The 24,542-nt window shown below is 70.8% G+C and carries 21 protein-coding genes and 1 riboswitch; of the genes, 14 read left to right on the plus strand and 7 right to left on the minus strand.

Annotated features, from left to right (window positions below; genetic code table 11):
* Window positions 1–120: 120 nt before the first annotated feature.
* Window positions 121–3,228, plus strand: coding sequence for an efflux RND transporter permease subunit (locus ACIPM1_RS02025; RefSeq protein ID WP_402427626.1), 3,108 nt, complete (start codon window positions 121–123; stop codon window positions 3,226–3,228).
* A 96-nt stretch (window positions 3,229–3,324) separates the two neighbouring features.
* On the opposite strand, the gene nadA is transcribed toward ACIPM1_RS02025, so the two are convergent.
* Window positions 3,325–4,509, minus strand: coding sequence for a quinolinate synthase NadA (nadA, locus tag ACIPM1_RS02030; RefSeq protein ID WP_402427629.1), 1,185 nt, complete (start codon window positions 4,507–4,509; stop codon window positions 3,325–3,327).
* A 253-nt stretch (window positions 4,510–4,762) separates the two neighbouring features.
* Here nadA and erpA point away from each other — a divergent pair, with 253 nt between their 5' ends.
* Window positions 4,763–5,119 carry an iron-sulfur cluster insertion protein ErpA gene (erpA, locus tag ACIPM1_RS02035; protein ID WP_356193288.1) on the plus strand — a complete coding sequence of 119 codons (357 nt, stop codon included), beginning with the start codon at window positions 4,763–4,765 and terminating at the stop codon, window positions 5,117–5,119.
* Window positions 5,120–5,213: 94 nt separating this feature from the next.
* Here the strand turns inward: erpA and ACIPM1_RS02040 are convergent, their stop codons facing one another.
* Both ACIPM1_RS02040 and ACIPM1_RS02045 read right to left on the minus strand, forming a co-directional pair.
* Window positions 5,214–7,094: a hypothetical protein gene (locus tag ACIPM1_RS02040; RefSeq protein ID WP_402427633.1), complete on the minus strand. Its 1,881-nt coding sequence runs from the start codon at window positions 7,092–7,094 to the stop codon at window positions 5,214–5,216.
* 341 nt (window positions 7,095–7,435) lie between these two features.
* Window positions 7,436–7,648, minus strand: coding sequence for a hypothetical protein (locus tag ACIPM1_RS02045; protein WP_402427636.1), 213 nt, complete (start codon window positions 7,646–7,648; stop codon window positions 7,436–7,438).
* 134 nt (window positions 7,649–7,782) lie between these two features.
* Here ACIPM1_RS02045 and ACIPM1_RS02050 point away from each other — a divergent pair, with 134 nt between their 5' ends.
* The gene (locus ACIPM1_RS02050) at window positions 7,783–8,757 is read left to right on the plus strand and encodes a carbohydrate kinase family protein (RefSeq protein ID WP_356193294.1); all 975 of its coding nucleotides are present in this window, start codon (window positions 7,783–7,785) and stop codon (window positions 8,755–8,757) included.
* Window positions 8,758–8,839: 82 nt separating this feature from the next.
* Here the strand turns inward: ACIPM1_RS02050 and ACIPM1_RS02055 are convergent, their stop codons facing one another.
* Window positions 8,840–10,222, minus strand: coding sequence for a cysteine desulfurase/sulfurtransferase TusA family protein (locus ACIPM1_RS02055; protein WP_402427640.1), 1,383 nt, complete (start codon window positions 10,220–10,222; stop codon window positions 8,840–8,842).
* Between the two features lie 296 nt (window positions 10,223–10,518).
* Between ACIPM1_RS02055 and coxB the strand changes: the two genes are divergently transcribed.
* The 4 genes from coxB to ACIPM1_RS02075 all read left to right on the plus strand — a co-directional run bounded on the left by coxB (window position 10,519) and on the right by ACIPM1_RS02075 (window position 15,081).
* Entirely contained in the window at window positions 10,519–11,478 is a 960-nt protein-coding gene (gene coxB, locus ACIPM1_RS02060; protein ID WP_356192840.1) for a cytochrome c oxidase subunit II, read from the plus strand.
* A complete protein-coding gene (gene ctaD, locus ACIPM1_RS02065; protein WP_402427643.1) occupies window positions 11,475–13,199 on the plus strand; it encodes a cytochrome c oxidase subunit I in 1,725 nt (574 codons plus the stop codon). Before coxB ends, ctaD begins: the two co-directional genes overlap by 4 nt.
* Window positions 13,196–13,594: a cytochrome c oxidase subunit 4 gene (locus ACIPM1_RS02070; RefSeq protein ID WP_356192845.1), complete on the plus strand. Its 399-nt coding sequence runs from the start codon at window positions 13,196–13,198 to the stop codon at window positions 13,592–13,594. The genes ctaD and ACIPM1_RS02070 overlap by 4 nt, the downstream gene beginning before the upstream one ends.
* A 131-nt stretch (window positions 13,595–13,725) precedes the next feature.
* A complete protein-coding gene (locus tag ACIPM1_RS02075; RefSeq protein WP_402427646.1) occupies window positions 13,726–15,081 on the plus strand; it encodes an Ig-like domain-containing protein in 1,356 nt (451 codons plus the stop codon).
* Window positions 15,082–15,182: 101 nt separating this feature from the next.
* Here the strand turns inward: ACIPM1_RS02075 and ACIPM1_RS02080 are convergent, their stop codons facing one another.
* Window positions 15,183–15,584, minus strand: coding sequence for a hypothetical protein (locus ACIPM1_RS02080; protein WP_356192850.1), 402 nt, complete (start codon window positions 15,582–15,584; stop codon window positions 15,183–15,185).
* 204 nt (window positions 15,585–15,788) lie between these two features.
* Between ACIPM1_RS02080 and ACIPM1_RS02085 the strand changes: the two genes are divergently transcribed.
* From ACIPM1_RS02085 to ACIPM1_RS02110, 6 genes are all read left to right on the plus strand, one after another.
* Window positions 15,789–16,400 carry a heme-copper oxidase subunit III gene (locus ACIPM1_RS02085; protein ID WP_356192853.1) on the plus strand — a complete coding sequence of 204 codons (612 nt, stop codon included), beginning with the start codon at window positions 15,789–15,791 and terminating at the stop codon, window positions 16,398–16,400.
* A gap of 125 nt (window positions 16,401–16,525) precedes the next feature.
* On the plus strand, window positions 16,526–17,335 hold the full coding sequence (locus ACIPM1_RS02090; RefSeq protein ID WP_356192855.1) for a c-type cytochrome: 810 nt from the start codon (window positions 16,526–16,528) through the stop codon (window positions 17,333–17,335).
* On the plus strand, window positions 17,332–18,390 hold the full coding sequence (locus ACIPM1_RS02095; protein WP_402427649.1) for a Rieske 2Fe-2S domain-containing protein: 1,059 nt from the start codon (window positions 17,332–17,334) through the stop codon (window positions 18,388–18,390). Before ACIPM1_RS02090 ends, ACIPM1_RS02095 begins: the two co-directional genes overlap by 4 nt.
* Window positions 18,387–20,042 (plus strand): cytochrome bc complex cytochrome b subunit, encoded by a 1,656-nt coding sequence (locus ACIPM1_RS02100; protein ID WP_402427652.1) that lies wholly within the window; start codon window positions 18,387–18,389, stop codon window positions 20,040–20,042. The genes ACIPM1_RS02095 and ACIPM1_RS02100 overlap by 4 nt, the downstream gene beginning before the upstream one ends.
* A gap of 133 nt (window positions 20,043–20,175) precedes the next feature.
* Window positions 20,176–21,240, plus strand: a complete 1,065-nt coding sequence (gene trpD, locus ACIPM1_RS02105; RefSeq protein WP_402427655.1) for an anthranilate phosphoribosyltransferase — start codon at window positions 20,176–20,178, stop codon at window positions 21,238–21,240.
* Window positions 21,241–21,325: 85 nt separating this feature from the next.
* Window positions 21,326–21,442, plus strand: a riboswitch (SAM riboswitch).
* 199 nt (window positions 21,443–21,641) lie between these two features.
* Window positions 21,642–23,009 (plus strand): aminotransferase class V-fold PLP-dependent enzyme, encoded by a 1,368-nt coding sequence (locus ACIPM1_RS02110; protein ID WP_402427658.1) that lies wholly within the window; start codon window positions 21,642–21,644, stop codon window positions 23,007–23,009.
* Window positions 23,010–23,055: 46 nt separating this feature from the next.
* Here ACIPM1_RS02110 and ACIPM1_RS02115 read toward each other — a convergent pair whose 3' ends face one another.
* Window positions 23,056–23,337, minus strand: a complete 282-nt coding sequence (locus tag ACIPM1_RS02115; RefSeq protein WP_356192868.1) for an Lrp/AsnC ligand binding domain-containing protein — start codon at window positions 23,335–23,337, stop codon at window positions 23,056–23,058.
* Window positions 23,334–24,056: a rhomboid family intramembrane serine protease gene (locus tag ACIPM1_RS02120; RefSeq protein WP_402428154.1), complete on the minus strand. Its 723-nt coding sequence runs from the start codon at window positions 24,054–24,056 to the stop codon at window positions 23,334–23,336. Before ACIPM1_RS02120 ends, ACIPM1_RS02115 begins: the two co-directional genes overlap by 4 nt.
* Window positions 24,057–24,241: 185 nt before the next feature.
* On the opposite strand from ACIPM1_RS02120, the gene ACIPM1_RS02125 reads away from it, so the two are divergent.
* On the plus strand, window positions 24,242–24,481 hold the full coding sequence (locus ACIPM1_RS02125; protein WP_392194528.1) for a hypothetical protein: 240 nt from the start codon (window positions 24,242–24,244) through the stop codon (window positions 24,479–24,481).
* Window positions 24,482–24,542: the final 61 nt, after the last annotated feature.

A 24,542-nucleotide genomic window follows, 5' to 3' on the forward strand; every position in this document is an offset into this window, starting at 1 on the left:
AGCGCGCGGAAATGGACCAGGGGCCTACGGATCACCGTCCGTCGATGCCCGAAGGTGTAGGAGCGGATGCCCACCCGCCTCCGTGCCGCCGCCCCAGCTCACCGAAGAGAGACCCTGACCATGTCCTGGCTGTCCAGGTTCAGCCTCGCCCAACGGGCCCTGATCGGGTTGATCTCGATCATCGCGCTCGTTTTCGGGGCGATCGCGATCCCCCAGCTCAAGCAGCAGCTGCTGCCCAGCATCGAACTTCCCGTGGTGTCCGTGCTGGCGCCCTACCAGGGCGCGTCCCCGGACGTGGTCGAGAAGCAGGTCGTCGAGCCCCTCGAGGACAACCTCAAGGCCGTCGACGGCATCAAGGGCGTCACCTCCACGGCGAGCGAGGGCAACGCCGTGATCATGGCCTCCTTCGACTACGGCAACGACACCAAGCAGCTCGTCGCCGACGTCCAGCAGGCCGTCAACCGGGCCCGCGTCCGGCTCCCGGACGCCGTGGACCCGCAGGTCGTCGCGGGCTCCACGGACGACATCCCGACCGTCGTCCTGGCCGTCGCCTCCGGCGGGGACCAGCAGGCGCTCGCCGACCGGCTGGACCGGACGGTCGTGCCGGAGCTGAAGAACATCGCCGGCGTCGGCCAGGTCACCGTGAACGGCGTGCGGGACCTGCAGGTCACCGTCACGCCCGACGACGCGAAGCTGTCGCGGGCGGGCCTCACCCCCGCCGCCCTGGGCCAGGCCCTGCAGGCGGGCGGCGCCACCGTCCCCGCGGGCTCCTTCGACGAGGGCGGTGCCGGCCGCACCGTCCAGGTCGGCGGCGGTCTCACCTCGCTGAAGCAGATCGAGGACCTCGGTGTCACCGGCGAGGGCGCGGCCGCCCGGAAGCCGGTGCGCCTCGGAGACGTGGCCGGGGTGAAGCAGGAGCCCGCCAAGGCCGACTCGATCACCCGCACCGACGGACGGCCCAGCCTCGCCGTCGCCGTCACCATGGACCACGACGGCAGCGCGGTCGCGATCTCGAACGCGGTCGAGGACAAACTGCCCGCCCTGCGCGCGGGTCTCGGATCCGGCGCGAGCATCACCGTCGTCAGCGACCAGGGTCCGGCGGTGGCCAAGTCCATCGACGGCCTGACCACCGAGGGCGCGCTCGGCCTGCTCTTCGCGGTCCTGATCATCCTGGTCTTCCTCGCGTCGGTGCGCTCCACCCTCGTCACGGCGGTGAGCATCCCGCTCTCCGTGGTCCTGGCCCTGATCGTGCTGTGGACCCGCGACCTGTCGCTCAACATGCTGACCCTGGGCGCCCTGACCATCGCCGTCGGCCGGGTCGTCGACGACTCGATCGTGGTCCTGGAGAACATCAAGCGGCACCTCGGCTACGGCGAGGAGCGCCGCGAGGCCATCCTGAACGCGGTCCGCGAGGTGGCCGGGGCGGTCACCTCCTCGACGCTCACCACGGTCGCCGTGTTCCTGCCGATCGGCCTGGTCGGCGGCATGGTCGGCGAGCTGTTCGGCCCGTTCAGCATCACCGTCACCGCCGCGCTGCTGGCCTCGCTGCTGGTGTCGCTGACCGTCGTACCGGTGCTGTCGTTCTGGTTCCTGCGCGCCCCCAAGGGCGCCCCCGCCGAGGCCGCGGAGGCCCGCCGTCTCGCCGAGGAGAAGGAGGCGAGGAGCCGCCTGCAGCGGTTCTACGTCCCCGTCCTGCGTTTCGCCACCCGCCGCCGCCTCACCAGCGTGCTGATCGCGGTCGTGGTGCTGGTCGGCACCTTCGGCATGACCCCGCTGCTGAAGACCAACTTCTTCGACCGGGGCGACCAGAAGGTCCTCACCGTCAAGCAGGAGCTGAAGCCCGGCACCAGCCTGGCCGCCACCGACGCCCAGGCGCGCAGGGTCGAGAAGCTGCTCGCCGGCGTGAAGGGCGTCAGGGACTACCAGGTGACGGTCGGCTCGTCCGGCTTCATGGCGGCCTTCGGCGGCGGCACCGACAGCAACCAGGCGTCGTACCAGGTGATGCTGGAGGACTCGGCGTCCGCCGACGACGTCCGCGAGGACATCGAGCACGGCCTGCGCCGGCTGTCCGGCATCGGCACCACCACGGTCGCCGCCGGCGACGGCTTCGGCGACCAGGACCTCAAGGTCGTCGTCAAGGCGGCCGACGGGGACGTGCTGCGCCGGGCGGCGGAGCAGGTGCGCGAGACGGTCTCCGGCCTGGACGACGTCACCGACGTCACCAGCGACCTGTCGCAGAGCGTGCCCCGCGTCTCGGTGCGGGCCAACGGCAAGGCGGCCGCCGCGGGCTTCACCGAGCAGACCCTCGGCGCCGCCGTCGCCCAGGCGGTCAAGGGGACCCCGGTGGCGAAGGCGACCCTGGACGACACCGAGCGCGACGTCGTCGTCCGTTCGGCGAAGCCGGCCCGGACGCTGTCCCAGTTGAAGAACCTGCGCCTGGGCCCGGTGAAGCTGGGCGACGTCGCCACCGTGGAGCTGGTCGACGGCCCGGTGTCGATGACCCGCATCGACGGTCAGCGCGCGGCGACCGTCACCGCCAAGCCCGTCGGCGACAACACCGGCGCGGTCAGCGCGGACCTCCAGTCCGAGCTGAAGGCGCTGAAGCTCCCGGCGGGCGCCACGGCGGAGATCGGCGGGGTCACGCAGGACCAGAGCGACGCATTCAAGAACCTCGGTCTGGCGATGCTCGCGGCCGTCGCGATCGTCTTCATGCTGCTGGTCGCGACCTTCCGCTCGCTGGCCCAGCCGCTGATCCTGCTGGTGTCGATCCCCTTCGCCGCGACCGGCGCCCTCGGCCTGCTGATCGCCACCGGGACGCCGATGGGCGTCCCCGCGATGATCGGTATGTTGATGCTCATCGGCATCGTGGTGACGAACGCAATCGTGTTGATCGACCTGATCAACCAGTACCGCGCGCAGGGGTACGGCGTGGTCGAGGCCGTGATCGAGGGCGGCCGCCACCGGCTGCGCCCGATCCTGATGACCGCCCTGGCGACGATCTTCGCCCTGCTCCCGATGGCCCTGGGCGTCACCGGCGAGGGCGGCTTCATCGCCCAGCCCCTGGCGGTCGTGGTGATCGGCGGCCTGGTCACCTCCACCCTGCTGACCCTGCTCCTGGTCCCGACGCTCTACGCGATGCTGGAGCTCCGCAAGGAGCGCCGCGCGAAGAAGCGCGCGGCGAAGCGGGGGGCGAGGGCGGAGGAGCCCCGGGAGCCGGTGGCGGTGTAGCCGCTCCCTCCGCGGCGGACGAAGGCCCTCGCACACCGGCCGGTGTGCGAGGGCCTTCGCCGTGGAGCGTCCGGGGTCCCTCGAGGGCCCTGCGGACTACGGAAGGGCGAGCATCCGCTCCAGCGCCAGCTTGGCGAACGCCTCGGTCTCCTCGTCCACCTGGATGCGGTTGACCAGGTTGCCCTCGGCCAGGGACTCCAGGGCCCAGACCAGGTGGGGCAGGTCGATGCGGTTCATGGTCGAGCAGAAGCACACCGTGCGGTCGAGGAAGACGATCTCCTTGCCCTCGGGCGCGAAACGGTTCGCCAGCCGCCGTACGAGGTTCAGCTCCGTGCCGATGGCCCACTTGGAGCCGGCCGGGGCGGCCTCCAGCGTCTTGATGATGTGCTCGGTCGAGCCGACGTGGTCCGCCGCCGCCACGACCTCGTGCCGGCACTCGGGGTGGACCAGGACGTTGACGTCCGGGATGCGCTCGCGCACGTCGTTGACCGAGTCCAGGCTGAAGCGGCCGTGCACCGAGCAGTGCCCCCGCCACAGGATCATCTTCGCGGCGCGCAGCTCCTCCGCCGTCAGCCCGCCGTTCGGTTTGTGCGGGTTGTAGACGACGCAGTCGTCCAGGGACATGCCCATGTCCCGCACCGCGGTGTTGCGGCCCAGGTGCTGGTCGGGCAGGAACAGCACCTTCTCGCCCTGCTGGAAGGCCCACTCCAGGGCCCGCCGCGCGTTCGAGGAGGTGCAGATCGTGCCGCCGTGCCGGCCGGTGAACGCCTTGATGTCGGCGGAGGAGTTCATGTACGACACCGGCACGACCTGCTCGGCGACGCCGGCCTCGGTCAGCACGTCCCAGCACTCGGCGACCTGCTCGGCGGTCGCCATGTCGGCCATGGAGCACCCGGCCGCCAGGTCCGGCAGGACCACCTTCTGGTCGGCGGACGTCAGGATGTCCGCGGACTCGGCCATGAAGTGCACACCGCAGAAGACGATGTACTCGGCCTCCGGGCGCGCCGCCGCGTCCCGCGCCAGCTTGAAGGAGTCGCCCGTGACGTCGGCGAACTGGATGACCTCGTCGCGCTGGTAGTGGTGGCCGAGCACGAAGACCTTGTCGCCGAGCTTCTCCTTGGCGGCGCGGGCGCGTTCCACCAGGTCCGGGTCGGACGGGGAGGGCAGGTCGCCGGGACACTCGACACCGCGCTCGCTCTTCGGGTCGGCCTCACGGCCGAGGAGCAGCAGGGCGAGGGGCGTCGGCTGTACGTCGAGGTCCTGGGCTTGGGCGGTGGTCACGACACGCACCCTTTCTACTTTTCGTCGAACTGACGCTATTTATCATAACCGCTTCACGTCACTTTGACGATGGCCATAGCGTCGATGTGACGGGAATCCCGGTGGTCGCTGTCGGCTCCAGGGCGCATGTGCGAGCATGAAGAGGACGAGCATGCAGAAGAGAGAGACCACGCGCTCGGCCCGGAATGAATCCGCGGCCCTGCCGGTTGCACTCGTCGGCAAGCAGTCTCCGTACAACCCGGGAGAGATGTAGATGTCCGTATCGGACGAGACCACCACCGTCACCGACGGCATCATCCTGACCGACGCCGCCGCGTCGAAGGTCAAGGCCCTGCTCGACCAGGAAGGCCGGGACGACCTCGCCCTGCGCGTCGCCGTCCAGCCCGGCGGCTGCTCCGGCCTGCGCTACCAGCTCTTCTTCGACGAGCGCTCCCTCGACGGCGACGTGGTCAAGGACTTCGACGGCGTCAAGGTCGTCACCGACCGGATGAGCGCCCCGTACCTGGGCGGTGCCACCATCGACTTCGTGGACACGATCGAGAAGCAGGGCTTCACGATCGACAACCCGAACGCGACGGGCTCCTGCGCCTGCGGCGACTCCTTCAGCTGAGCCGGCCGGCCACGCGAACCGCATGAAGGCGGCGGCCCCCTCCTCGGGGGGCCGCCGCCTTCGGCGTTCCCGACGCCGGGGCCGGCGTCCGGCGCTAGCGCGCCTGCGACGAGGACCGCGGCAGCCGCGCCCCCGGCTTCTCCCTCGGGATCTCCCGGCCGTCCGAGCCGACCACCTCACGGCCGTCGAGCGGCCGGTCCAGGTGCACGGTCCGGTGCTGGATCTTGGCGATCATGATGCAGACCTTGCCCGGCCGCCGGGTCTCGGTCACCGTCACGGTCACCTTGCCGGAACTCTCCCGCGCCGACGCCTTGTAGTCGGAGCAGACCCCGCCCTCGAAGGTGACGGTCAGGTCGTCGCCCTCGGTGCCGTAGCCCGTCACCTTGACGTCGTGCGTCTTCGGGGCGCCGCCGGAGCCGCTCGGCGGCGGGGTGGGCTGCCCGGACGGCGCGGCCGACGACGGGGCCAGGTACTCGGGGTCGACCGCCGGATACGTCACCGTGAAGGCGTCCTGCCCGGCCGGCCCGCGCACCCGGAACAGCCAGGACGGCACCAGGGTCTGCCGCCCGCCGGAGTAGTGCGAGGCCAGGCCGAACACGGCCTTGTCGACGGTGAGGACGTCCTGGGCCGTGGTGGACGTCCCGCACGGCGCCTCCAGACGGTCCTTCAGCGGCTCCGGACTCGCGCAGCCCCCGATGCCCATCCGGTGGTCCGTCCGGGGGGCCGCGTTCATCAGCTCCAGCGTCTTCCGCGCGCTCAGCACGGGGTACGTGTCCCCCTTCACTGGCGCCTTCACCTGCCCGCTGCCGCCGACCACCTCACCCCGCGGGCCGACGGTCAGGCCGGTCGTCCAGCCGTAGGTGGGCAGCCCGCCGACCGCCGGATCGGCGTTGACGACGCGCTGGGCGCCCATGATCTGGCTCGCGTCCACCTTCGCGTCGTCCTGCCCCAGGGCCTTGAGCACCGGCGCCGCGGCCTTCTCGGCGTCCGCCGCGCTCACCGGGTGGACGGCGGGGGCCGCGGGGTCGTGCGTGCACAGCACGCCCTTGCAGTTGTCGGTGCCCGGCGCGTACCGGCTGAACGTCCAGGTCCCCGGCGCCTGCCGGTTCACCCGCAGCATCGGGCCCGAACCGTCCTTGCCGCTGCCCGTGGTCCAGGCCCGGGCGTCGGCCACCGGGGTTCCGTCGACGCCGAGCGCCCGGGCCAGCCGGGCCACCTCGTCCCGGGTGACCTCGCCCCGCGGCCGGTACACCGGCGCCGAGCCCGGGCCGTCGGGCAGTGTGCCCGCCGGGCGGTAGACCGCGCCGTAGGGGTTGGGCTCGCCGGGCGCGATGCCGTTCGTCCCGCCGTCGCCGTCCGCGCCGCCACCGCCGCTCGCGCCCGCGGGGGAGTAGCCGTCGAGCATCAGCGGCGGGGGAGTGCCGTGGCCGCCGGAGGCCGCCGGGCCCGCGGGACCGCCCGAGCCACCGGACAAGCTCGTGGCCAGATACGCACCACCGCCGCCCACCAGCAGCACCGCGGCCGCGACCGCGGCGGCCGCCAACGGCGAGCGCCCCTGGCCGCCCCGGCCCGCCCTCTCGTCCCCGGGCCCCGCGTCCCCGGGGGTCCCGGAGCCGCCCACGTCGAGCCCGTCGTCGGCCTCTTCGGCCTCTTCGGCCTCTTCGGCCTCTTCGGCCTCTTCGGCCTCTTCGGCCTCTTCGGCCTCTTCGGCCTTCTCGGGCTGCTCGGCCTCTCGGGCCTTCTCCGCGCTCGGGGACCTGGGGGCCTGAGCCTCGGACGCTCCGGCCTCGGGTGCCCCGGACGCCTCGGATGCCTCGGACGCGCCGGCCTCGGGTGCGCGGGGCGCCGGGGCCTCGGCGCCGGTCACATCGGCGTCCCCGGCCCGGCTCTCGGGCTTCGGAGCCGCCGTCTCCCGCGAGGCCCCGTCGGCGGTACCCGCGGCCGCGTCGTCGTGGTCGGGTCGCTCGGTGTTCACCGCATCGCTCCTTCGGCTGCGCAACTGTCCCTGTAACCCTGACCCGACCCTGTCAAAACTGACCGGTCGGCGGGTCGTATCCCGCATCCCCCAGAAGGGGGACGGCGATGGGACGCAGCGGGGGAGCGCACGGTTCCCGGAGCGCGCCGCCCGGGCGGGGAGCCCGGGCACGTGGCCCCGCGCCGGCGGGCGCGGCGGGATCGTTCCACCGGAGTGGCGCCTGCGGGACCGGTCCCGGGGATCGGGCCCGCAGGCCCCAGAGCTCAGCCCCAGAGCTCAGCCCCAGAGCCCAGCCCCAGAGCTCAGCCCCAGAGCTCAGCCCCGGGGCTCAACCCGGGTGATCAGTCGCCGTAGTCCGACATCGCGTCCAGCAGCCGGGCCGAGGAGGCCGGAACGTCCACCCCGTGGATACGGGACGGCGGCACCGGCCGCGCGACGTCCGGCCCGGGGGCCGCCCAGTGGGGGACCATCCGTGCGCAGTCCCCGCGCAGCGACGCCAGATCGCCGTCCAGGTCGGCCGGTCCGGGGTGAGTGTGCACCTTGAGGTTCGTCATGCCGGAACCGTAAGCACGTCGAGGCGCACGAAGAAAGATCTACTATCGGGTATTTTTGCCTACTTCAACGCCCCCCGGTGACCGGGTAGCGTGAAGTGTCAACCCGCCTTCTCCCAACCAGGAGAGTCCACGCCGTGCGCATCGCAGTCACCGGCTCCATCGCCACCGACCACCTCATGACCTTCCCCGGCCGTTTCGCCGACCAGTTCGTCGCGGACCAGCTGCACACGGTCTCGCTCTCCTTCCTGGTCGACCAGCTGGACGTGCGGCGCGGCGGGGTCGGCGCCAACATCGCCTTCGGCATGGGGCAGCTCGGCACGCGGCCCGTCCTGGTCGGCGCGGCGGGTCCCGACTTCGGCGAGTACCGCGCCTGGCTGGAGCGGCACGGCGTCGACACCGACTCGGTCCGCATCTCCGAGACGCTGCACACCGCCCGTTTCGTGTGCACCACGGACGCCGACCACAACCAGATCGGCTCGTTCTACACCGGCGCGATGAGCGAGGCCCGCCTCATCGAGCTCAAGACCGTCGCCGACCGCGTCGCCGGCCTGGACCTGGTGCTGATCGGCGCCGACGACCCCGAGGCGATGCTCCGGCACACCGAGGAGTGCCGCTCGCGGTCGATCCCGTTCGCCGCCGACTTCTCCCAGCAGATCGCCCGCATGGACGGGGAGGAGATCCGGATACTGCTGGACGGGGCGACCTACCTCTTCTCCAACGAGTACGAGAAGGGGCTCATCGAGTCGAAGACCGGCTGGACCGACGCCGAGATCCTCTCCCGCGTAGGCCACCGGGTGACCACCCTCGGCGCCCGGGGCGTGCGCATCGAGGGCGACGGCCGGGACCCGATCGAGGTCGGCTGCCCGGACGAGGAGCGCAAGGCCGACCCCACCGGCGTCGGCGACGCCTTCCGCGCCGGCTTCCTGTCCGGTCTGGCCTGGGGCGTCTCCCTGGAGCGCGCCGCCCAGGTCGGCTGCATGCTCGCCACGCTGGTCATCGAGACCGTCGGCACCCAGGAGTACCAGCTGCGCCGCGCCCACTTCATGGAGCGCTTCACCAAGGCGTACGGCGACGACGCGGCCCGCGAGGTCCGCGCCCACCTCGCCTGACGCCGTACCGCGAGGTCCCGGGGCTTCGTTCGGATCAGCCGGGGTCCGACCTGATCCGAACGCCCGATCCGAACGCATCCCCCTAGGAGACCCGGCGGACCACATAGGCCGAGCCCCGGTCCGCCGGCTCCTCACCCACGTACTCCTGCCCCCGCATCTCGCACCACGCCGGGATGTCGAGGCGGGCCGCCTCGTCGTCCGCGAGGACGCGGACCGTGCCGCCCACCGGCACGTCCCCGAAGACCTTCGCGAGCTCGATCACCGGGATCGGGCAGCGCCGGCCGAGGGCGTCGACGACCAGCGCGTCGCCGCCCGGCCCGGCCGCCGGCGCCGCCACCGGCGCCCCCAGCTGCTCCCGGACCCCCGCCACCGCGCCGGGCAGCACCGCCAGGAACCGCTCCACGTCCTCCTCCGGGGTCCTCGGCGGCAGCGACACCCGTACGTTGCCCTCGCTCAGCACCCCCATGGCCCGCAGCACATGGCTCGGCGTCAGCGTGCTGCTCGTACAGGAGGAGCCGGAGGAGACCGAGAAGCCCGCACGGTCCAGCTCGTGCAGCAGTGTCTCCCCGTCGACATAGAGACAGGAGAAGGTGACGACGCCCGGCAGCCGGCGCACCGGGTCGCCCACCACCTCCACGTCCGGCACCAGACGCGGCACCCGCGCCCGGATCCGCTCCGTCAGCTTCCGCAGCCGCACGGCCTCCGCCGCCGCCTCCGCCCGCACCGCCCGCAGCGACGCCGCCGCGGCCACGATCGCGGGGATGTTCTCGAACCCGGCGGCCCGGCCCGACTCCCGCTCGTCCGCCGGCCCCCGGGGCGCGAACCGCACCCCCTTGCGGACGACCAGCAGCCCGACCCCCGACGGTCCGCCCCACTTGTGCGCGCTCGCCGCCAGCAGCGACCAGTCGCCCGCCACCCGGCCCCAGCCCAGCGACTGCGCCGCGTCCACCAGCAGGGGCACCCCCGCGGCCCGGCAGACCTCCGCCACCTCGGCCACCGGCTGCTCGGTGCCCACCTCGTGGTTGGCCGACTGCAGACAGGCCAGCGCGGTGTCCGGGCGCAGCGCCGCCTGGTACGCGCCCACGGCCACCGCGCCCGCGCGGCTCACCGGGACCCGGGTGACCGTCCCGCCGTCCGCCTCGTGCGCCTCGGCCGAATGGAGGACCGAGGAGTGTTCGACCGCTGACACGATCAGGTGGCGTCCGGCGCGGCGCCGCCCGGCCAGCGCGCCCGCGACACCTGTGTGCACCGCGCCGGTGCCGGAGGGGGTGAAGGTCAGCTCGTCGGGCCGGCAGCCCACCGCCTCGGCGGTCGCCTCCCGCGCCGCGTCCAGCAGCAGTCGCGCCCGCCTGCCCTCCCGGTACAGCCGCGCCGGATCGGCCCACCCCTCGTCGAGGGAGGCCTCGAGCGCCTGACGGGCGACGGGATGGAGCGGAGCGGCGGAAGCCGCGTCGAAGTAGGCCACACGCCAACGCTACGTCCGGTACGTGCGCGAGCGGCGCGCGGGACCGTGCCCGGGGCGCCGATCCACCGAGGTCAAAGGGCCCCCGAAGTCCGTCAATTCACGGTCGGGCGCCCGGTCGTCCCACCCCTTCGGGGTGACCCGCGGCGCGTATGGCACCCTCCCCGCGACCCGCCGGATGGCGTCCAGTAGGGTTTGGTCCGCATAAACATCAAACCCCTGCCCGACGCAGGGCGGCGACCGACCAGCGAGAAGGCCGCAGCCGAACAGCGCGGGCGAGACTCTCGGGAAGGCGCTACGTGAGTCCCAACGGCTCCGACCGCTCGCCGCGGCGCCCGATGCGGCGGAAGCTGCTGCAGGCACTGACCGCGGGCCTGGTCCTGGCGACCGCAACCGGTTGCACATACAAGGACTTCCCCCGCCTTGGTATGCCCACCCCGACCACGGAAGAGGCTCCGCGGATCCTCTCCCTGTGGCAGGGCTCCTGGGCTGCCGCGCTCGCCGTCGGCGTGCTGGTGTGGGGCCTGATCCTGTGGAGCGCCATGTTCCACCGGCGCAGCCGCACCAAGGTCGAGGTTCCTCCGCAGACCCGGTACAACATGCCCATCGAGGCGCTGTACACGGTCGTTCCGCTCATCATCGTCTCGGTGCTCTTCTACTTCACGGCCCGTGACGAGTCGAAGCTTCTCGACCTCTCCAAGAAGCCGGACGTGACGGTCAACGTCGTCGGCTACCAGTGGAGCTGGGGCTTCAACTACATCGAGCCCGTTCCCGGTTCCTCCGGCAACGCCAAGACCGACCCGAACCTGGCCGCCATCCCGGACCGGTTCAAGAACGACTTCCCGGCCAACGCCGGCGGCGTCTACGAGGTCGGCGTGCCGGGCGAGCGGAACCCGCAGACCGGCAACCCGGGCCCGACCCTGTGGCTGCCGAAGGGCAAGACGGTCCGCTTCGTCCTCACCTCGCGGGACGTCATCCACTCGTTCTGGGTGCTGCCGTTCCTGATGAAGCAGGACGTCATCCCCGGCCACACCAACTCCTTCCAGGTGACCCCCACGATGGAGGGCACCTTCCGGGGCAAGTGTGCCGAGCTCTGCGGCCAGGACCACTCCCGGATGCTGTTCAACGTGAAGGTCGTCTCCCCGGAGCGCTACGAGCAGCACCTCAAGGACCTCGTGAAGAAGGGGCAGACCGGTTACGTTCCCGCCGGCATCGCGCAGACGGGCCACGAGAAGAACCGGGAGACGAACAACCTGTGAGCATCCTCAACGAACCTCAGGGTGCCGCGGCGGCCGAGAACGAGCTGCCGGTCCGGCGCAAGCAACCCGGTAACGTCGTGGTGAAGTGGATGACGACCACCGACCACAAGACGATCGGAACGCTGTATCTGGCCACGTCGTTCGCGTTCTTCTGCATCGGTGGCGTCATGGCGCTTCTCATGCGCGCCGAGCTGGCCCGCCCGGGCCTGCAGATCATGTCGAACGAGCAGTTCAACCAGGCGTTCACGATGCACGGCACGATCATGCTGCTGATGTTCGCGACGCCCCTGTTCGCGGGCTTCACGAACTGGATCATGCCGCTCCAGATCGGCGCCCCCGACGTCGCCTTCCCGCGACTGAACATGTTCGCCTACTGGCTGTACCTGTTCGGCTCGCTGGTCGCGGTCGGCGGCTTCCTCACCCCGCAGGGCGCGGCCGACTTCGGCTGGTTCGCGTACGCCCCGCTGTCCGACGCGGTGCACTCGCCCGGTCTCGGCGGCGACCTGTGGATCATGGGTCTGGCCTTCTCCGGCTTCGGCACCATCCTCGGCTCGGTCAACTTCATCACCACGATCATCTGCATGCGCGCCCCGGGCATGACGATGTTCCGCATGCCGATCTTCACCTGGAACGTGCTGCTGACCGCGGTGCTGGTCCTGCTGGCCTTCCCGGTGCTGGCGGCGGCGCTGTTCGCGCTGGAGGCGGACCGCAAGTTCGGCGCCCACGTCTTCGACGCGGCCAACGGCGGAGCGCTGCTGTGGCAGCACCTCTTCTGGTTCTTCGGCCATCCAGAGGTGTACATCATCGCGCTGCCGTTCTTCGGCATCATCAGTGAGGTCATCCCGGTCTTCTCCCGCAAGCCGATGTTCGGCTACATGGGCCTGATCGGCGCGACGATCGCCATCGCGGGCCTGTCGGTGACGGTGTGGGCGCACCACATGTACGTCACCGGTGGCGTGCTGCTGCCGTTCTTCTCCTTCATGACCTTCCTGATCGCGGTCCCGACCGGTGTGAAGTTCTTCAACTGGATCGGCACCATGTGGAAGGGCTCGCTCTCCTTCGAGACCCCGATGCTGTGGGCGACCGGCTTCCTGATCACCTTCACCTTCGGTGGTCTGACCGGTGTCATCCTGGCCTCGCCGCCGATGGACTTCCACATCTCGGACTCGTACTTCGTGGTGGCGCACTTCCACTACGTCGTCTTCGGCACCGTCGTCTTCGCGATGTTCTCCGGCTTCCACTTCTGGTGGCCGAAGTTCACCGGCAAGATGCTCGACGAGCGCCTGGGCAAGATGACCTTCTGGATGCTGTTCATCGGCTTCCACGGCACCTTCCTCATCCAGCACTGGCTGGGCGCCGAGGGCATGCCGCGCCGGTACGCCGACTACCTGGCGGCCGACGGCTTCACCGCGCTGAACACCATCTCGACGATCTTCTCCTTCCTGCTCGGCATGTCGCTCCTGCCGTTCTTCTACAACGTCTGGAAGACGGCCAAGTACGGCAAGAAGATCGAGGTCGACGACCCCTGGGGCTACGGCCGCTCGCTGGAGTGGGCGACCTCCTGCCCGCCGCCGCGGCACAACTTCCTCACCCTGCCGCGGATCCGCAGTGAATCCCCGGCGTTCGACCTGCACCACCCCGAGATCGCAGCGCTCGACCACCTCGAGAACGCCGGTCACGGCAACGAGGCCCTCGTCGGCGGCAAGGAGGCCGGCAAGTGAAGATCCAGGGCAAGATGTTCATGTGGCTGAGCGTCTTCGTCCTCGTCGTGGCGGTCGTCTACGGCGTGTGGTCGAAGGAGCCGGCCGGTACCACGGCCCTCTTCCTGGCCTTCGGCCTGTGCATCATGATCGGCTTCTACCTGGGCTTCACCGCCCGGCGGGTCGACGTGGGCGCGCAGGACAACAAGGAGGCCGACGTCGCGGACGACGCCGGCGAGCTGGGCTTCTTCAGCCCGCACAGCTGGCAGCCGCTCGCGCTCGGCATCGGCGGCGCGCTCGCCTTCCTCGCCGTCGCGGTGGGCTGGTGGCTGCTCTACGTCTCGCTGCCGGTGATCCTGGTCGGCCTGTGGGGCTGGGTCTTCGAGTACTACCGCGGTGAGAACCGCACCCAGTAGCACAGCACCGACACCCGGGGAGCCCGGACACTCCGTCAGGAGGGTCCGGGCTCCTGCTTTCGGCGGAGCGACGCTCCCTCGGACGGGTGGCCCACCGCGCCGATGCCGTTCCGGCTCCCTAGCGTGAGGCCATGAGCACCCAAGGGTTTATTCGCGGCGCGGGAGCCGGTGCCGAGGAGGCGACCGTGCTCGGCCCTTCGGGCCCCGGCGCATCCGCCTCCTCCCCATCGGCCCGCCTGCGCACCCGTGGCGTCGTCGGCAGCGCGCTGCTGGTGGCCGCCCTCGGTGCGGGCGCCAGCGCCTGCGGCGCGGACGGCAACCCGCTGGCCGCGGACCCGTACGACGCGGCGGACCAGATCACCTTCAACGGCCCCACCGAGACCGGCAAGAAGGCCGACCCGGACAAGCCCCTGGAGGTCACGGTCGACGGCTCGGACGGGCGTATCACGGACGTCACGGCCTTCGACACCGCCGGCCGCCACGTGTCCGGCGAACTCTCCGCCGACGGCACCCGCTGGCACAGCACCTCACCGCTGGCCGCCGGCGCCCACTACACGCTGAGGGTGAGCACCGAGGACGACGACGGCTCGCCCGGCCGCAAGGTCCTCAGCGTGGACACCAGCAAGCCCAGGACCCAGAAGCGCGTCAACGTGACGTTCGGGCCGCAGGGGGGCACCTACGGCGTCGGTCAGCCCATCACGGCGGAGCTCGACCAGCCGATCCGGGACAGGGCCCAGCGCGCCGTCGTGGAGAGCGCCCTCCGGGTCGACTCCGTGCCCAGCGTGCAGGGTGCCTGGTACTGGGTGGACGACAAGCACCTGCACTACCGGCCCAAGGACTACTGGCCGGCCCACGCGCAGATCCGGGTGCACAGCAACCTGGAGAACATCAAGCTCAGCGACCGGTTGTGGGGCGGCGCCGCCAAGCCGCTGCGGATCACCATCGGTGACCGCATCGTCGCGGTGACGGACGCCGCGGCCCACACCATGTCGGTGTACCAGAACGACAAGATGATCAAGCAGCTTCCCATCACCACCGGAAAGCCCGGCTTCGACACCCGCAACGGCGTCAAGGTCGTCCTGGCCAAGCAGTACGTCGTTCGGATGAAGAGCTCGACCGTCGGCATCGCCGCGAACTCCTCGGACGCGTACGACCTGGACGTCTACTACGCGACCCGGGTGACCTGGAGCGGCGAGTACGTGCACGCCGCCCCCTGGTCGGTCGGCGCGCAGGGCCTGGCCAACGTCAGCCACGGCTGCACCGGCATGAGCGACAGCAACGCCGCGTGGTTCTTCGACACCGTCCACGAGGGCGACGTCGTCCAGGTGGTCAACTCCAAGGGCCACATGATGGAGCCCTTCGGCAACGGCTTCGGCGACTGGAACGTGTCCTGGGCCAAGTGGCTCCAGGGCAGCGCGCTCACCACCGGGGGCAAGGCCGACCGGCCCCGGACCGAGCAGGCGCGACTGAGCCCGCAGGGCCTGTGAGGCCGAACAGAGGGCGCGGAGCCGGCCGTGCGCCCCGTCCCCCGCGGCCGGGAGTCCGCGGCCGGGAGTCCGGGGGACGGAACCGTTCCGGGAGCTCGCCGCTAGGCGCTCAGCGCCGTGCGGTCCCGCAGCAGGGAGGCCAGCGACGAGGCGAACTCCACCGGCTCCACCGGCAGCGTCACCGCCGCGTCCGCCCGGCTCCAGGTGGCCAGCCAGGCGTCCTGGGGCCGGCCGATCAGCAGGAGCACGGGCGGGCACCGGAAGACCTCGTCCTTGATCTGCCGGCACATGCCCATGCCGCCCATGGGCACGGCCTCGCCGTCCAGGACGCACACGTCGATCCCGCCCCGGTCCAGCTCCCGCAGCACCGCGTCCGGGGTCGCGCACTCGACGAACTCCACGACGGGGGCGTCCGGGGCCGGCCGGCGTCCGGTCGCCAGCCGCACCTGCTCACGGGTGCCTGCGTCGTCGCTGTAGACCAGCACCGTCGCGGTCGCCTGCATGGTTCCTCCACGCCTCTCGAGAAGACACAGCACTGCTCGGGAACTTCCGGGTACCGATGGCGCGGATGCTACTCCCTTCAACTCCTGGTAGACAGCGGCTGTAACGCCCCTTCGATGGGCCATACGGGCTGGACACACCCCATGGACACTCCGAACGGCACCCCCCGGAGTGAGGGCGGGATAAGCGAGCGACATAATGTCGGCGTGGCGACAGCAACGACAGTAGAAACCGGGCACGCGCACCCGTCGGTCAATCGGCCGAACCTCACCAGTGTCGGAACCATCATCTGGCTGAGTTCCGAGCTGATGTTCTTCGCGGCCCTCTTCGCGATGTACTTCACCCTGCGATCGGTGACGGGTCCGACGCACTGGAAGGAGATGGCCTCCCATCTCAACCTTCCGTTCTCGGCGACCAACACCACGATCCTGGTGCTCTCCTCGCTGACCTGCCAGCTCGGCGTGTTCGCGGCCGAGCGCGGTGACGTGAAGAAGCTCCGGGGCTGGTTCATCGTCACCTTCATCATGGGTGCGATCTTCATCGGCGGTCAGATCTTCGAGTACACGGAACTGGTCAAGAAGGACGGCCTCTCGCTGTCCTCCGACCCGTACGGCTCGGTGTTCTACCTGACCACCGGCTTCCACGGCATGCACGTGACAGGCGGTCTCATCGCCTTCCTGCTTGTCCTCGGCCGTACCTACGCGGCCCGGAGGTTCACCCATGAGCAGGCGACTGCCGCGATCGTCGTGTCCTACTACTGGCACTTCGTCGATGTCGTCTGGATCGGCCTCTTCGCCACGATCTACCTGATCCGGTAATCGGCCGCCGTCCGCGGCGGTGTCGGTGTCACCCGAACGGGGGAGACCGGCGACCGAGCACCAGCGACGAACCGATCCAAGTCCCAGAAGCATCGACGCAGAAGATCCTGACACCGGGGTAATCCGTGAAAAAGCTCTCCGCACGACGACGCCATCCGCTGGCGGCGGTCGTCGTCCTACTCCTCGCGCTGGCGGCCACCGGGGGGCTGTACACCGCGTTCGCGCCCGCGAGCAAGGCGAAGGCCGAGGACACCGCCCAGTCCCTCACGATCGAGCAGGGCAAGAAGCTCTACGAGGTCGGCTGCGCCAGCTGCCACGGCACCGGTGGCCAGGGCACCACTGACGGTCCGAGCCTGGTGGGTGTCGGCGCCGCCGCCGTCGACTTCCAGGTCGGCACCGGCCGTATGCCGGCCCAGCAGCCCGGGGCGCAGGTCCCGAAGAAGAAGGTCATCTACTCGCAGGCCGAGATCGACCAGCTCGCGGCCTACGTCGCGTCCCTGGGCGCCGGTCCCACCGTGCCCACCAAGAACGACTACAGCCCGGAGGGCGCGGACATCGCCAAGGGTGGCGAGCTGTTCCGCACCAACTGCGCGCAGTGCCACAACTTCGTCGGCAAGGGCGGTGCGCTGACGCACGGCAAGTTCGCCCCGGACCTCGAGAACGTGAGCCCGAAGCACATCTACGAGGCCATGCAGACGGGCCCGCAGAACATGCCGTCCTTCCCCGACACCACCATGACGGGGAAGAACAAGAAGGACATCATCGCGTACCTGAACGCGGTCAACGGCGACGAGACCGTGACTCCGGGCGGCTACGAGCTGGGCGGCCTCGGTCCGGTCAGTGAGGGTCTGTTCGCCTGGGTCTTCGGACTGGGCGCGCTGATCGCCGTCGCCGTCTGGGTCGCCGCTCGGACCGCAAAGGCCAAGAAGTCATGAGTAGCCAAGAGATTCCAGAAGAGAACCTGCCCACTGAGCAGGCCCCCGCGCACGGCGCGGTAGGCGTCGCGGACGAGCGGAACCCGTTCGCGGATCCCGGTCTGCCGCCCCACGAGCACCGGGTCCAGGACATCGACGAGCGGGCCGCACGCCGGTCCGAGCGCGTCGTGGCCCTGCTGTTCACGGTGTCGATGCTGGCCACCGTCGGCTTCATCGCCTCCTACGTGGCGATCCCGGCCGACCAGGTGATCTACGTCTTCCCGCTGGGCCACATCAGCGCGCTGAACTTCGCGCTCGGCCTGACGCTGGGCACCGCGCTGTTCACCATCGGCGCGGGCGCGGTCCACTGGGCCCGCACCCTGATGTCCGACGTGGAGATCGCCGACGAGCGCCACCCGATCGCGGCCTCCCCCGAGGTCCGCGCGAAGGTCCACGCGGACTTCGCGGAGGGCGCCAAGGAGTCCCAGCTCGGCCGCCGCAAGCTGATCCGCAACACGATGCTCGGCGCGCTCACCCTGGTGCCGCTGTCCGGCCTCGTGCTGCTGCGCGACCTCGGCCCGCTGCCCGAGACCAAGCTCCGCCACACGCTGTGGGCCAAGGGCAAGCGCCTCGTCAACATGAACACCAACGAGCCGCTGCGTCCCGAGGACGTGGCCGTCGGCTCGCTGACCTTCGCCAAGCCGGACGGCCTGGAGGAGACGGACGAGGACTTCCAGAAGGAGATCGCCAAGGCGGCCCTGATGATCGTCCGGCTCCAGCCGGACAACATCAAGGACAAGCGCGAACTCGACTGGTCGCACCAGGGCATCGTGGCCTACTCGAAGATCTGCACCCACGTGGGCTGCCCGATCTCCCTGTACGAGCAGCAGACGCACCACGTGCTGTGCCCGTGCCACCAGTCCACCTTCGACCTCTCCGACGGTGCCCGAGTGATCTTCGGCCCCGCCGGCCACGCCCTGCCGCAGCTGCGGATCGGCGTGGACAGCGAGGGTTACCTCCAGGCGCTCGGCGACTTCGAGGAACCCGTCGGTCCTGCCTTCTGGGAGCGCGGATGAGCACTGCATCCAGCAACACCAATCCGGCTGACGCCACGGGCCGCTCCCGCGGCAAGGCACCGGCCGGCGAGCGCGTCGCCGACTGGGCGGACGGCCGGCTCGGGATCTACTCCCTGGCCAAGGCCAACATGCGCAAGATCTTCCCCGACCACTGGTCGTTCATGTTGGGCGAGGTCTGCCTCTACAGCTTCCTCATCATCATCCTCACGGGTGTGTACCTGACGCTGTTCTTCCACCCGTCGATGAACGAGGTGGAGTACCACGGCTCGTACGTCCCGCTGCAGGGACAGCTGATGAGCGAGGCGTTCAGCTCGACCCTGCACATCTCCTTCGACGTGCGCGGTGGCCTGCTCATCCGGCAGATCCACCACTGGGCCGCGCTGATCTTCCTCGGCGGCATGTTCGTGCACATGATGCGCGTCTTCTTCACCGGCGCGTTCCGCAAGCCGCGTGAGATCAACTGGCTGTTCGGCTTCCTGCTGTTCGTCCTGGGCATGTTCACCGGTTTCACCGGCTACTCGCTCCCGGACGACCTGCTCTCCGGCACCGGTGTCCGCTTCATGGAGGGCGCGGTCCTGTCCGTGCCGATCGTCGGCACGTACATCTCGTTCTTCCTCTTCGGCGGCGAGTTCCCGGGCGGCGACTTCGTGGCCCGCTTCTACTCGATCCACATCCTGCTGCTGCCGGGCATCATGCTCGGTCTGGTCGTCGGCCACCTGATCCTGGTCTTCTACCACAAGCACACGCAGTTCGCGGGCCCCGGAAAGACCAACGAGAACGTCGTCGGCATGCCGCTGCTGCCGGTCTACATGGCCAAGGCCGGAGGCTTCTTCTTCCTGGTCTTCGGCGCGATCGCGGCGATCGCGGCGCTGTTCTCGATCAACCCGATCTGGTCCATGGGCCCCTACCGGCCGGACCAGGTGTCCACCGGCGCCCAGCCGGACTGGTACATGGGCTTCGCCGAGGGCCTCATCCGCGCGATGCCGGGCTGGGAGATCAACTTCTGGGGTCACACGCTGATCCTCGGCGTGTTCATCCCGCTGACCCTCTTCGGCGTCGTGCTGATGATGATCGCGGTCTACCCCTTCGTGGAGTCCTGGGTCACCGGGGACAAGCGCGAGCACCACATCCTGGACCGCCCGCGCAACGCCCCGACGCGTACCGCGTTCGGTGTCGCCTGGATCACCATCTACATGGTGGGGCTGATCGGCGGCGGCAACGACCTGTTCGCGACCCACTTCCACCTGTCGCTCAACGCCGTCACCTGGTTCGTCCGGATCGCGTTCTTCGCCGGGCCGGTCGTCGCGTTCATCGTCACCAAGCGGATCTGCCTCGGCCTCCAGCGCCGGGACAAGGAGAAGGTGCTGCACGGTCGCGAGACCGGCATCATCAAGCGCCTGCCGCACGGTGAGTTCATCGAGGTCCACGAGCCGCTCAGCCAGGAGCAGCTCTACACCCTCACGGCGCACCACCAGTACGAGCCGGCCGAGATCGGCCCGACGGTCGACGAGAACGGCGTCGAGCGCAAGGTGAAGGGGTCCGAGAAGCTGCGCGCCAAGCTCAGCGGCGCCTACTACGGCGAGGACTCCCAGATCACCAAGCCGAGCGTCGAGGAGTACAAGGAGATCACGAGCGGCCACGGCCACCACTGATCGCAGCGCACGCCACAAGGAAAGGGCCCTGTCCTCCATACGGACGGGGCCCTTTCCCGTGCCCCGGGCTGGATAGGGTGGAACTGTTCGAGACACGTGTCCCCAGTCCGGGACACCGACCCAGGAGCGGCTGATGAGCGCTGTGACCCCCGCTGGAGGCGACACCGCGGCGGGCCGTTCCTGGCCCCAGGTGCTGAACGGACTGCTGGACGGCCGTGACCAGAGCGCCGACGACACGGCCTGGGCGATGGACCGGATCATGCGCGGCGAGGCCACCGACGCCCAGATCGCCGGTTTCGTCGTGGCGCTGCGGGCCAAGGGCGAGACGGTGGAGGAGATCACCGGCCTGGTCCGCGCGATGTACGACCACGCCAATGTCATCGAGGTGCCGGGCGAGACCGTCGACATCGTCGGCACCGGCGGCGACGGCGCCAAGACGGTCAACATCTCCACGATGTCGTCGATCGTCGTCGCCGGCACGGGCGCGAAGGTCGTCAAGCACGGCAACCGGGCCGCGTCCTCCGCCTCCGGGGCGTCCGACGTCCTGGAGAAGCTGGGCGTCAATCTGGGGCTGACGCCGCGGCGGGTGGCCCAGGTCGCCGAGGAGGCCGGGATCACCTTCTGCTTCGCGGTGAAGTTCCACCCTGCGCTGCGCCATGTGGCGGCGGCCCGGGGCCAGCTGGGCATCCGTACGGTCTTCAATTTCCTCGGTCCGCTGACCAACCCGGCGAAGGTGCGGGCGCAGGCGGTCGGCGTGGCCGACGCGCGGATGGCGCCGATCATCGCGGGCGTCTTCGCCGAGCGCGGCAACTCCTCCCTCGTCTTCCGGGGGGACGACGGCCTGGACGAGCTGACCACCACCTCCACCTCCCACGTCTGGGTGGTCCGGGACGGCAAGGTGTCCGAGGAGACCTTCGACCCGCGGGACGTCGGCATCGAGCTGGTGCCCGTCGAGGCCCTGCGCGGGGGCGACCCGTCCTTCAACGCCGAGGTCGCCCGCCGTCTGCTGGACGGCGAGACCGGCCCGGTGCGCGACGCCGTGCTGCTGAACTCGGCGGCCGCGCTGGTCGCCCTGGAGCCGGGCTCCGGGACGCTGGCGGAGCAGCTGCGCGCCGGCATGGACAGGGCCGCGCGGGCGATCGACTCCGGGGCGGCCAAGCGGGTGCTGGAGCGCTGGGCGGCCGCCAGCAACGCCTGATCCGCACACGGCACGGGACAGGGCGCGGTCCGCATTCCGGACCGCGCCTTGCGCGTCGAAGATCGTGTGGCAGGATGGTGGACCAGGTCATGAGCGACAGCCATGCGGCCCCGGCCGGCTGTCCGGCAACCCTCCGTCCGTGGCGGGGTGCCCCGGGTGAGGACCAGGTCGTGGACAGCAAGGTCCACGGCAAGCGCGGACCCCTCGCACGCTTTTCCGATGAGCGTGGGGCCAGGGGTCCTGGTCGTTCGAGGGAGCCTTCCGTGAGCAAGCGAATGCGTTAGGGCGTCGAGCCCCGCCTCCGCACACCCCTTTCACCTTCCTCCGTGCCGGAGCGTCCCGCGTGCTTGAGCCGCAGCCGCTCGCACGGTGATTCCGCTTGCCTCTCACAGGAGTTCGCCATGTCCGTCGCCACCGCTGCCCCTGCCCCCGCCCCCGCCGTCTGCCCCCCGCTGCCCGTGCTGGGCCGGGACGTCACCGTTCCGCTCGTCACCGGCGGCGAGGCCGGGTACGCCGCGCTCGACTACGCGGCCAGCGCCCCCGCCCTCCAGCGCGTCTGGGACGACGTGGCCGCCTACGCGCCGTACTACGGAAGCGTCCACCGCGGCGCCGGCCACCTCTCCCAGCTCTCCACCGACCTGTTCGAGAAGGCCCGGGAGACCGTCGCGGGTTTCCTCGGCTGCCGCCCGGGCGACCAGGTGGTCTTCACCCGGTCCACCACCGACTCCCTCAACCTCCTGGCCCGCGCGCTGCCGGCCGGCTGCCGGGTCTTCGTCTTCGAGACCGAGCACCACGCCGCGCTGCTGCCGTGGCCGGACGCCGGCGTCACCGTCCTCGACGCGCCGCGCACCCCGCGGCAGGCCGTGGAGACCCTGGAGCGGGCCCTGGCGGACCGCGACCCCCACGGTCCGGCCCTGGTCTGCGTCACCGGCGCCTCCAACGTCACCGGCGAGCTGTGGCCGGTGCGGGAACTGGCCGCCGCCGCGCACGCGCACGGCGCCCGGATCGTCCTGGACGCCGCCCAGCTCGCGCCGCACCACCCGGTGTCGGTCACCGACCTCGACGTCGACTGGGTCGCCTTCTCCGGCCACAAGCTGTACGCGCCCTTCGGCTCCGGCGTCCTGGCCGGCCGCGCCGACTGGCTGCGGGCCGCCGAGCCGTACCTGGCGGGCGGCGGCGCGAGCCGCGGTGTCGCCCGGCGCGCCGACGGGGGAGTGGAGGTGGAGTGGCACGAGAGCGCCGCCCGCCACGAGGCCGGCTCGCCCAACGTGATCGGCGCCTACGCCGTCGCCTCGGCCTGCCGGGCCCTCACCGAGGCCGGCTTCGACACGCTCGTCGCCCGCGAGCAGCACCTGCTGCGCAGGCTCAGGGCGGGCCTCGCCGAGGTGCCCGGGGTGCGGGTGCTCTCCCTCTTCGGCGACGACGCGCCCCGGGTCGGTGTGCTGTCCTTCGTCGTCGAGGGCTGGAACAGCTCCCACTTCGCGGCCGCGCTCTCCGCCGAGTACGGCATCGGCGTCCGCGACGGCCTCTTCTGCGCCCACCCCCTGCTCCGTACGCTGCTCGGCGCGGGAGCGGGGGCGCGAGGAGGGTGCGGCTCCCCGGAGACCGCCGCCGGCGAGCGCTCCCCGCACGCCGTCCGCGTCAGCTTCGGCGCCGGCACCCCCGACGAGCACATCGACCGCTTCCTGAGCGCGGTGCGGGAACTCGTCCGGGACGGCGCGCGCTGGACGTACCGCACGGAGGGCGGCCGCTGCGTGCCGGTGGTCTAGCTTCGCGCCGGTGGTCGAGGAGCCCGGTCCGGGCCCGAGGGCCCGGTCAGGAGTCCAGCCCGATGGCGAAGGCCGCCTCCAGGTCGTGCTGGGAGTACGTACGGAAGGCCACGTGGGTGTCCGTGGCCTCCACACCCGGGATCTTGCTGATCCGGCCGGGGATGACCTCGGCGAGGTCCTCGTGCTCCCGCACCCGCACCATGGCGATCAGGTCGTAGGTGCCGGTGACGGAGAAGACCTCGCTCACGGAGTCCAGCGACGCGATCTGCTCGGCGATCTCGGGGATCCGGTCCACGCTGGTCTTGATGAGCACGATCGCGGTGATCACGGCTGGTTCTCTCCCTCGGGGGCCGGAGCAGGGGCGGACCTCACAATAGTCGCCCGGCCGAACCGGGCCCACGCGAAGCCGAAGCCGAGCCCGAAGCCGACCAGGTGCGCCAGGTAGGCCACCTGCGGCCCCTGGGCGGTCCGCCCGGCCGCCATCCACTGCAGAGCCGCCCAGAAGGGCAGCACCACCCAGGCCGGGAAGCGCAGCGGCAGGAAGAACAGGAACGGGAAGAGACTGGTCACCCGGGCCCTGGGGAACAGGTACAGAAACGCGCCGAGGACCGCCGAGATCGCGCCGGACGCCCCCACCAGGGTCTGTCCGGACGCGGCGTTGGCGGCCGCGTAGCCAAGGAGGGCCAGGTAGCCGCAGCCGACGTAGAACAGCGTGAACTGCAGGCGGCCCATCCGTTCCTCGGTCATCGTCCCGAAGACGTAGAGGAAGAGCATGTTGCCGAGCAGATGCACCCAGCTGCCGTGCACGAACAGGGCCGTCGCCGGGGTCAGGGCGGCCCGCGGCGCGCCCTCGAACAGCTCGGTGGGGATCACCCCCCAGCGGCGGAAGTAGGCCCGCTGGGCGGCGAGCAGCCCGTCGCCGGTGCCGTACGCCGGATCGAGTCCCGCCGCCGGACCGGCCAGGAAGACCAGGCAGCACAGGAGGATCAGGACGTACGTCATCGGCGCCGGCGCGCTCCGCACCGCCCTGACCACCCGGGCCGTCATGCCCGCCGCCGCACTTCCGTTGCCGCTCACGGAACAGAGCATGGCGTAATGGGACGCACCGGCGCAGACCGCCTCGCCGCCGTGGACGGACGGGCGGCGAGGCGGCGCCACGCCGTAGGGTTACGAGCCACACGCGCCGGGGAAGCCGGGGCGTCACACACTGGTAAGGAAGGCGAACAGCCACGATGACGGTTCCCCTGCCGACCGCCACGACGCGGTGGCGCTGCGCCCTGTGCGGCAATCTCACCCGCTTCGACGTGACGCGCTCGTCGAAGGTCGTCGAGTACGTGCACCTCGATCTGGCCGGCGAGCCCACGGTCGAGGAGCGCGAAGTGGTCAGTGAGACCATCGAGTCGGTGCGCTGCCGCTGGTGCAACGCGGTGGACCAGGTCGAACTCGTGGACAGGCCGGGCGCCGCCTCCTGAGCGGAGCCGGCCCCGCAACCGTGGTCCCCGCGGGGGATCACACCGGACATTGGGGTGACGG

The organism is Streptomyces sp. NPDC086766 (assembly GCF_044746005.1).
Lineage (GTDB): Bacteria > Actinomycetota > Actinomycetes > Streptomycetales > Streptomycetaceae > Streptomyces.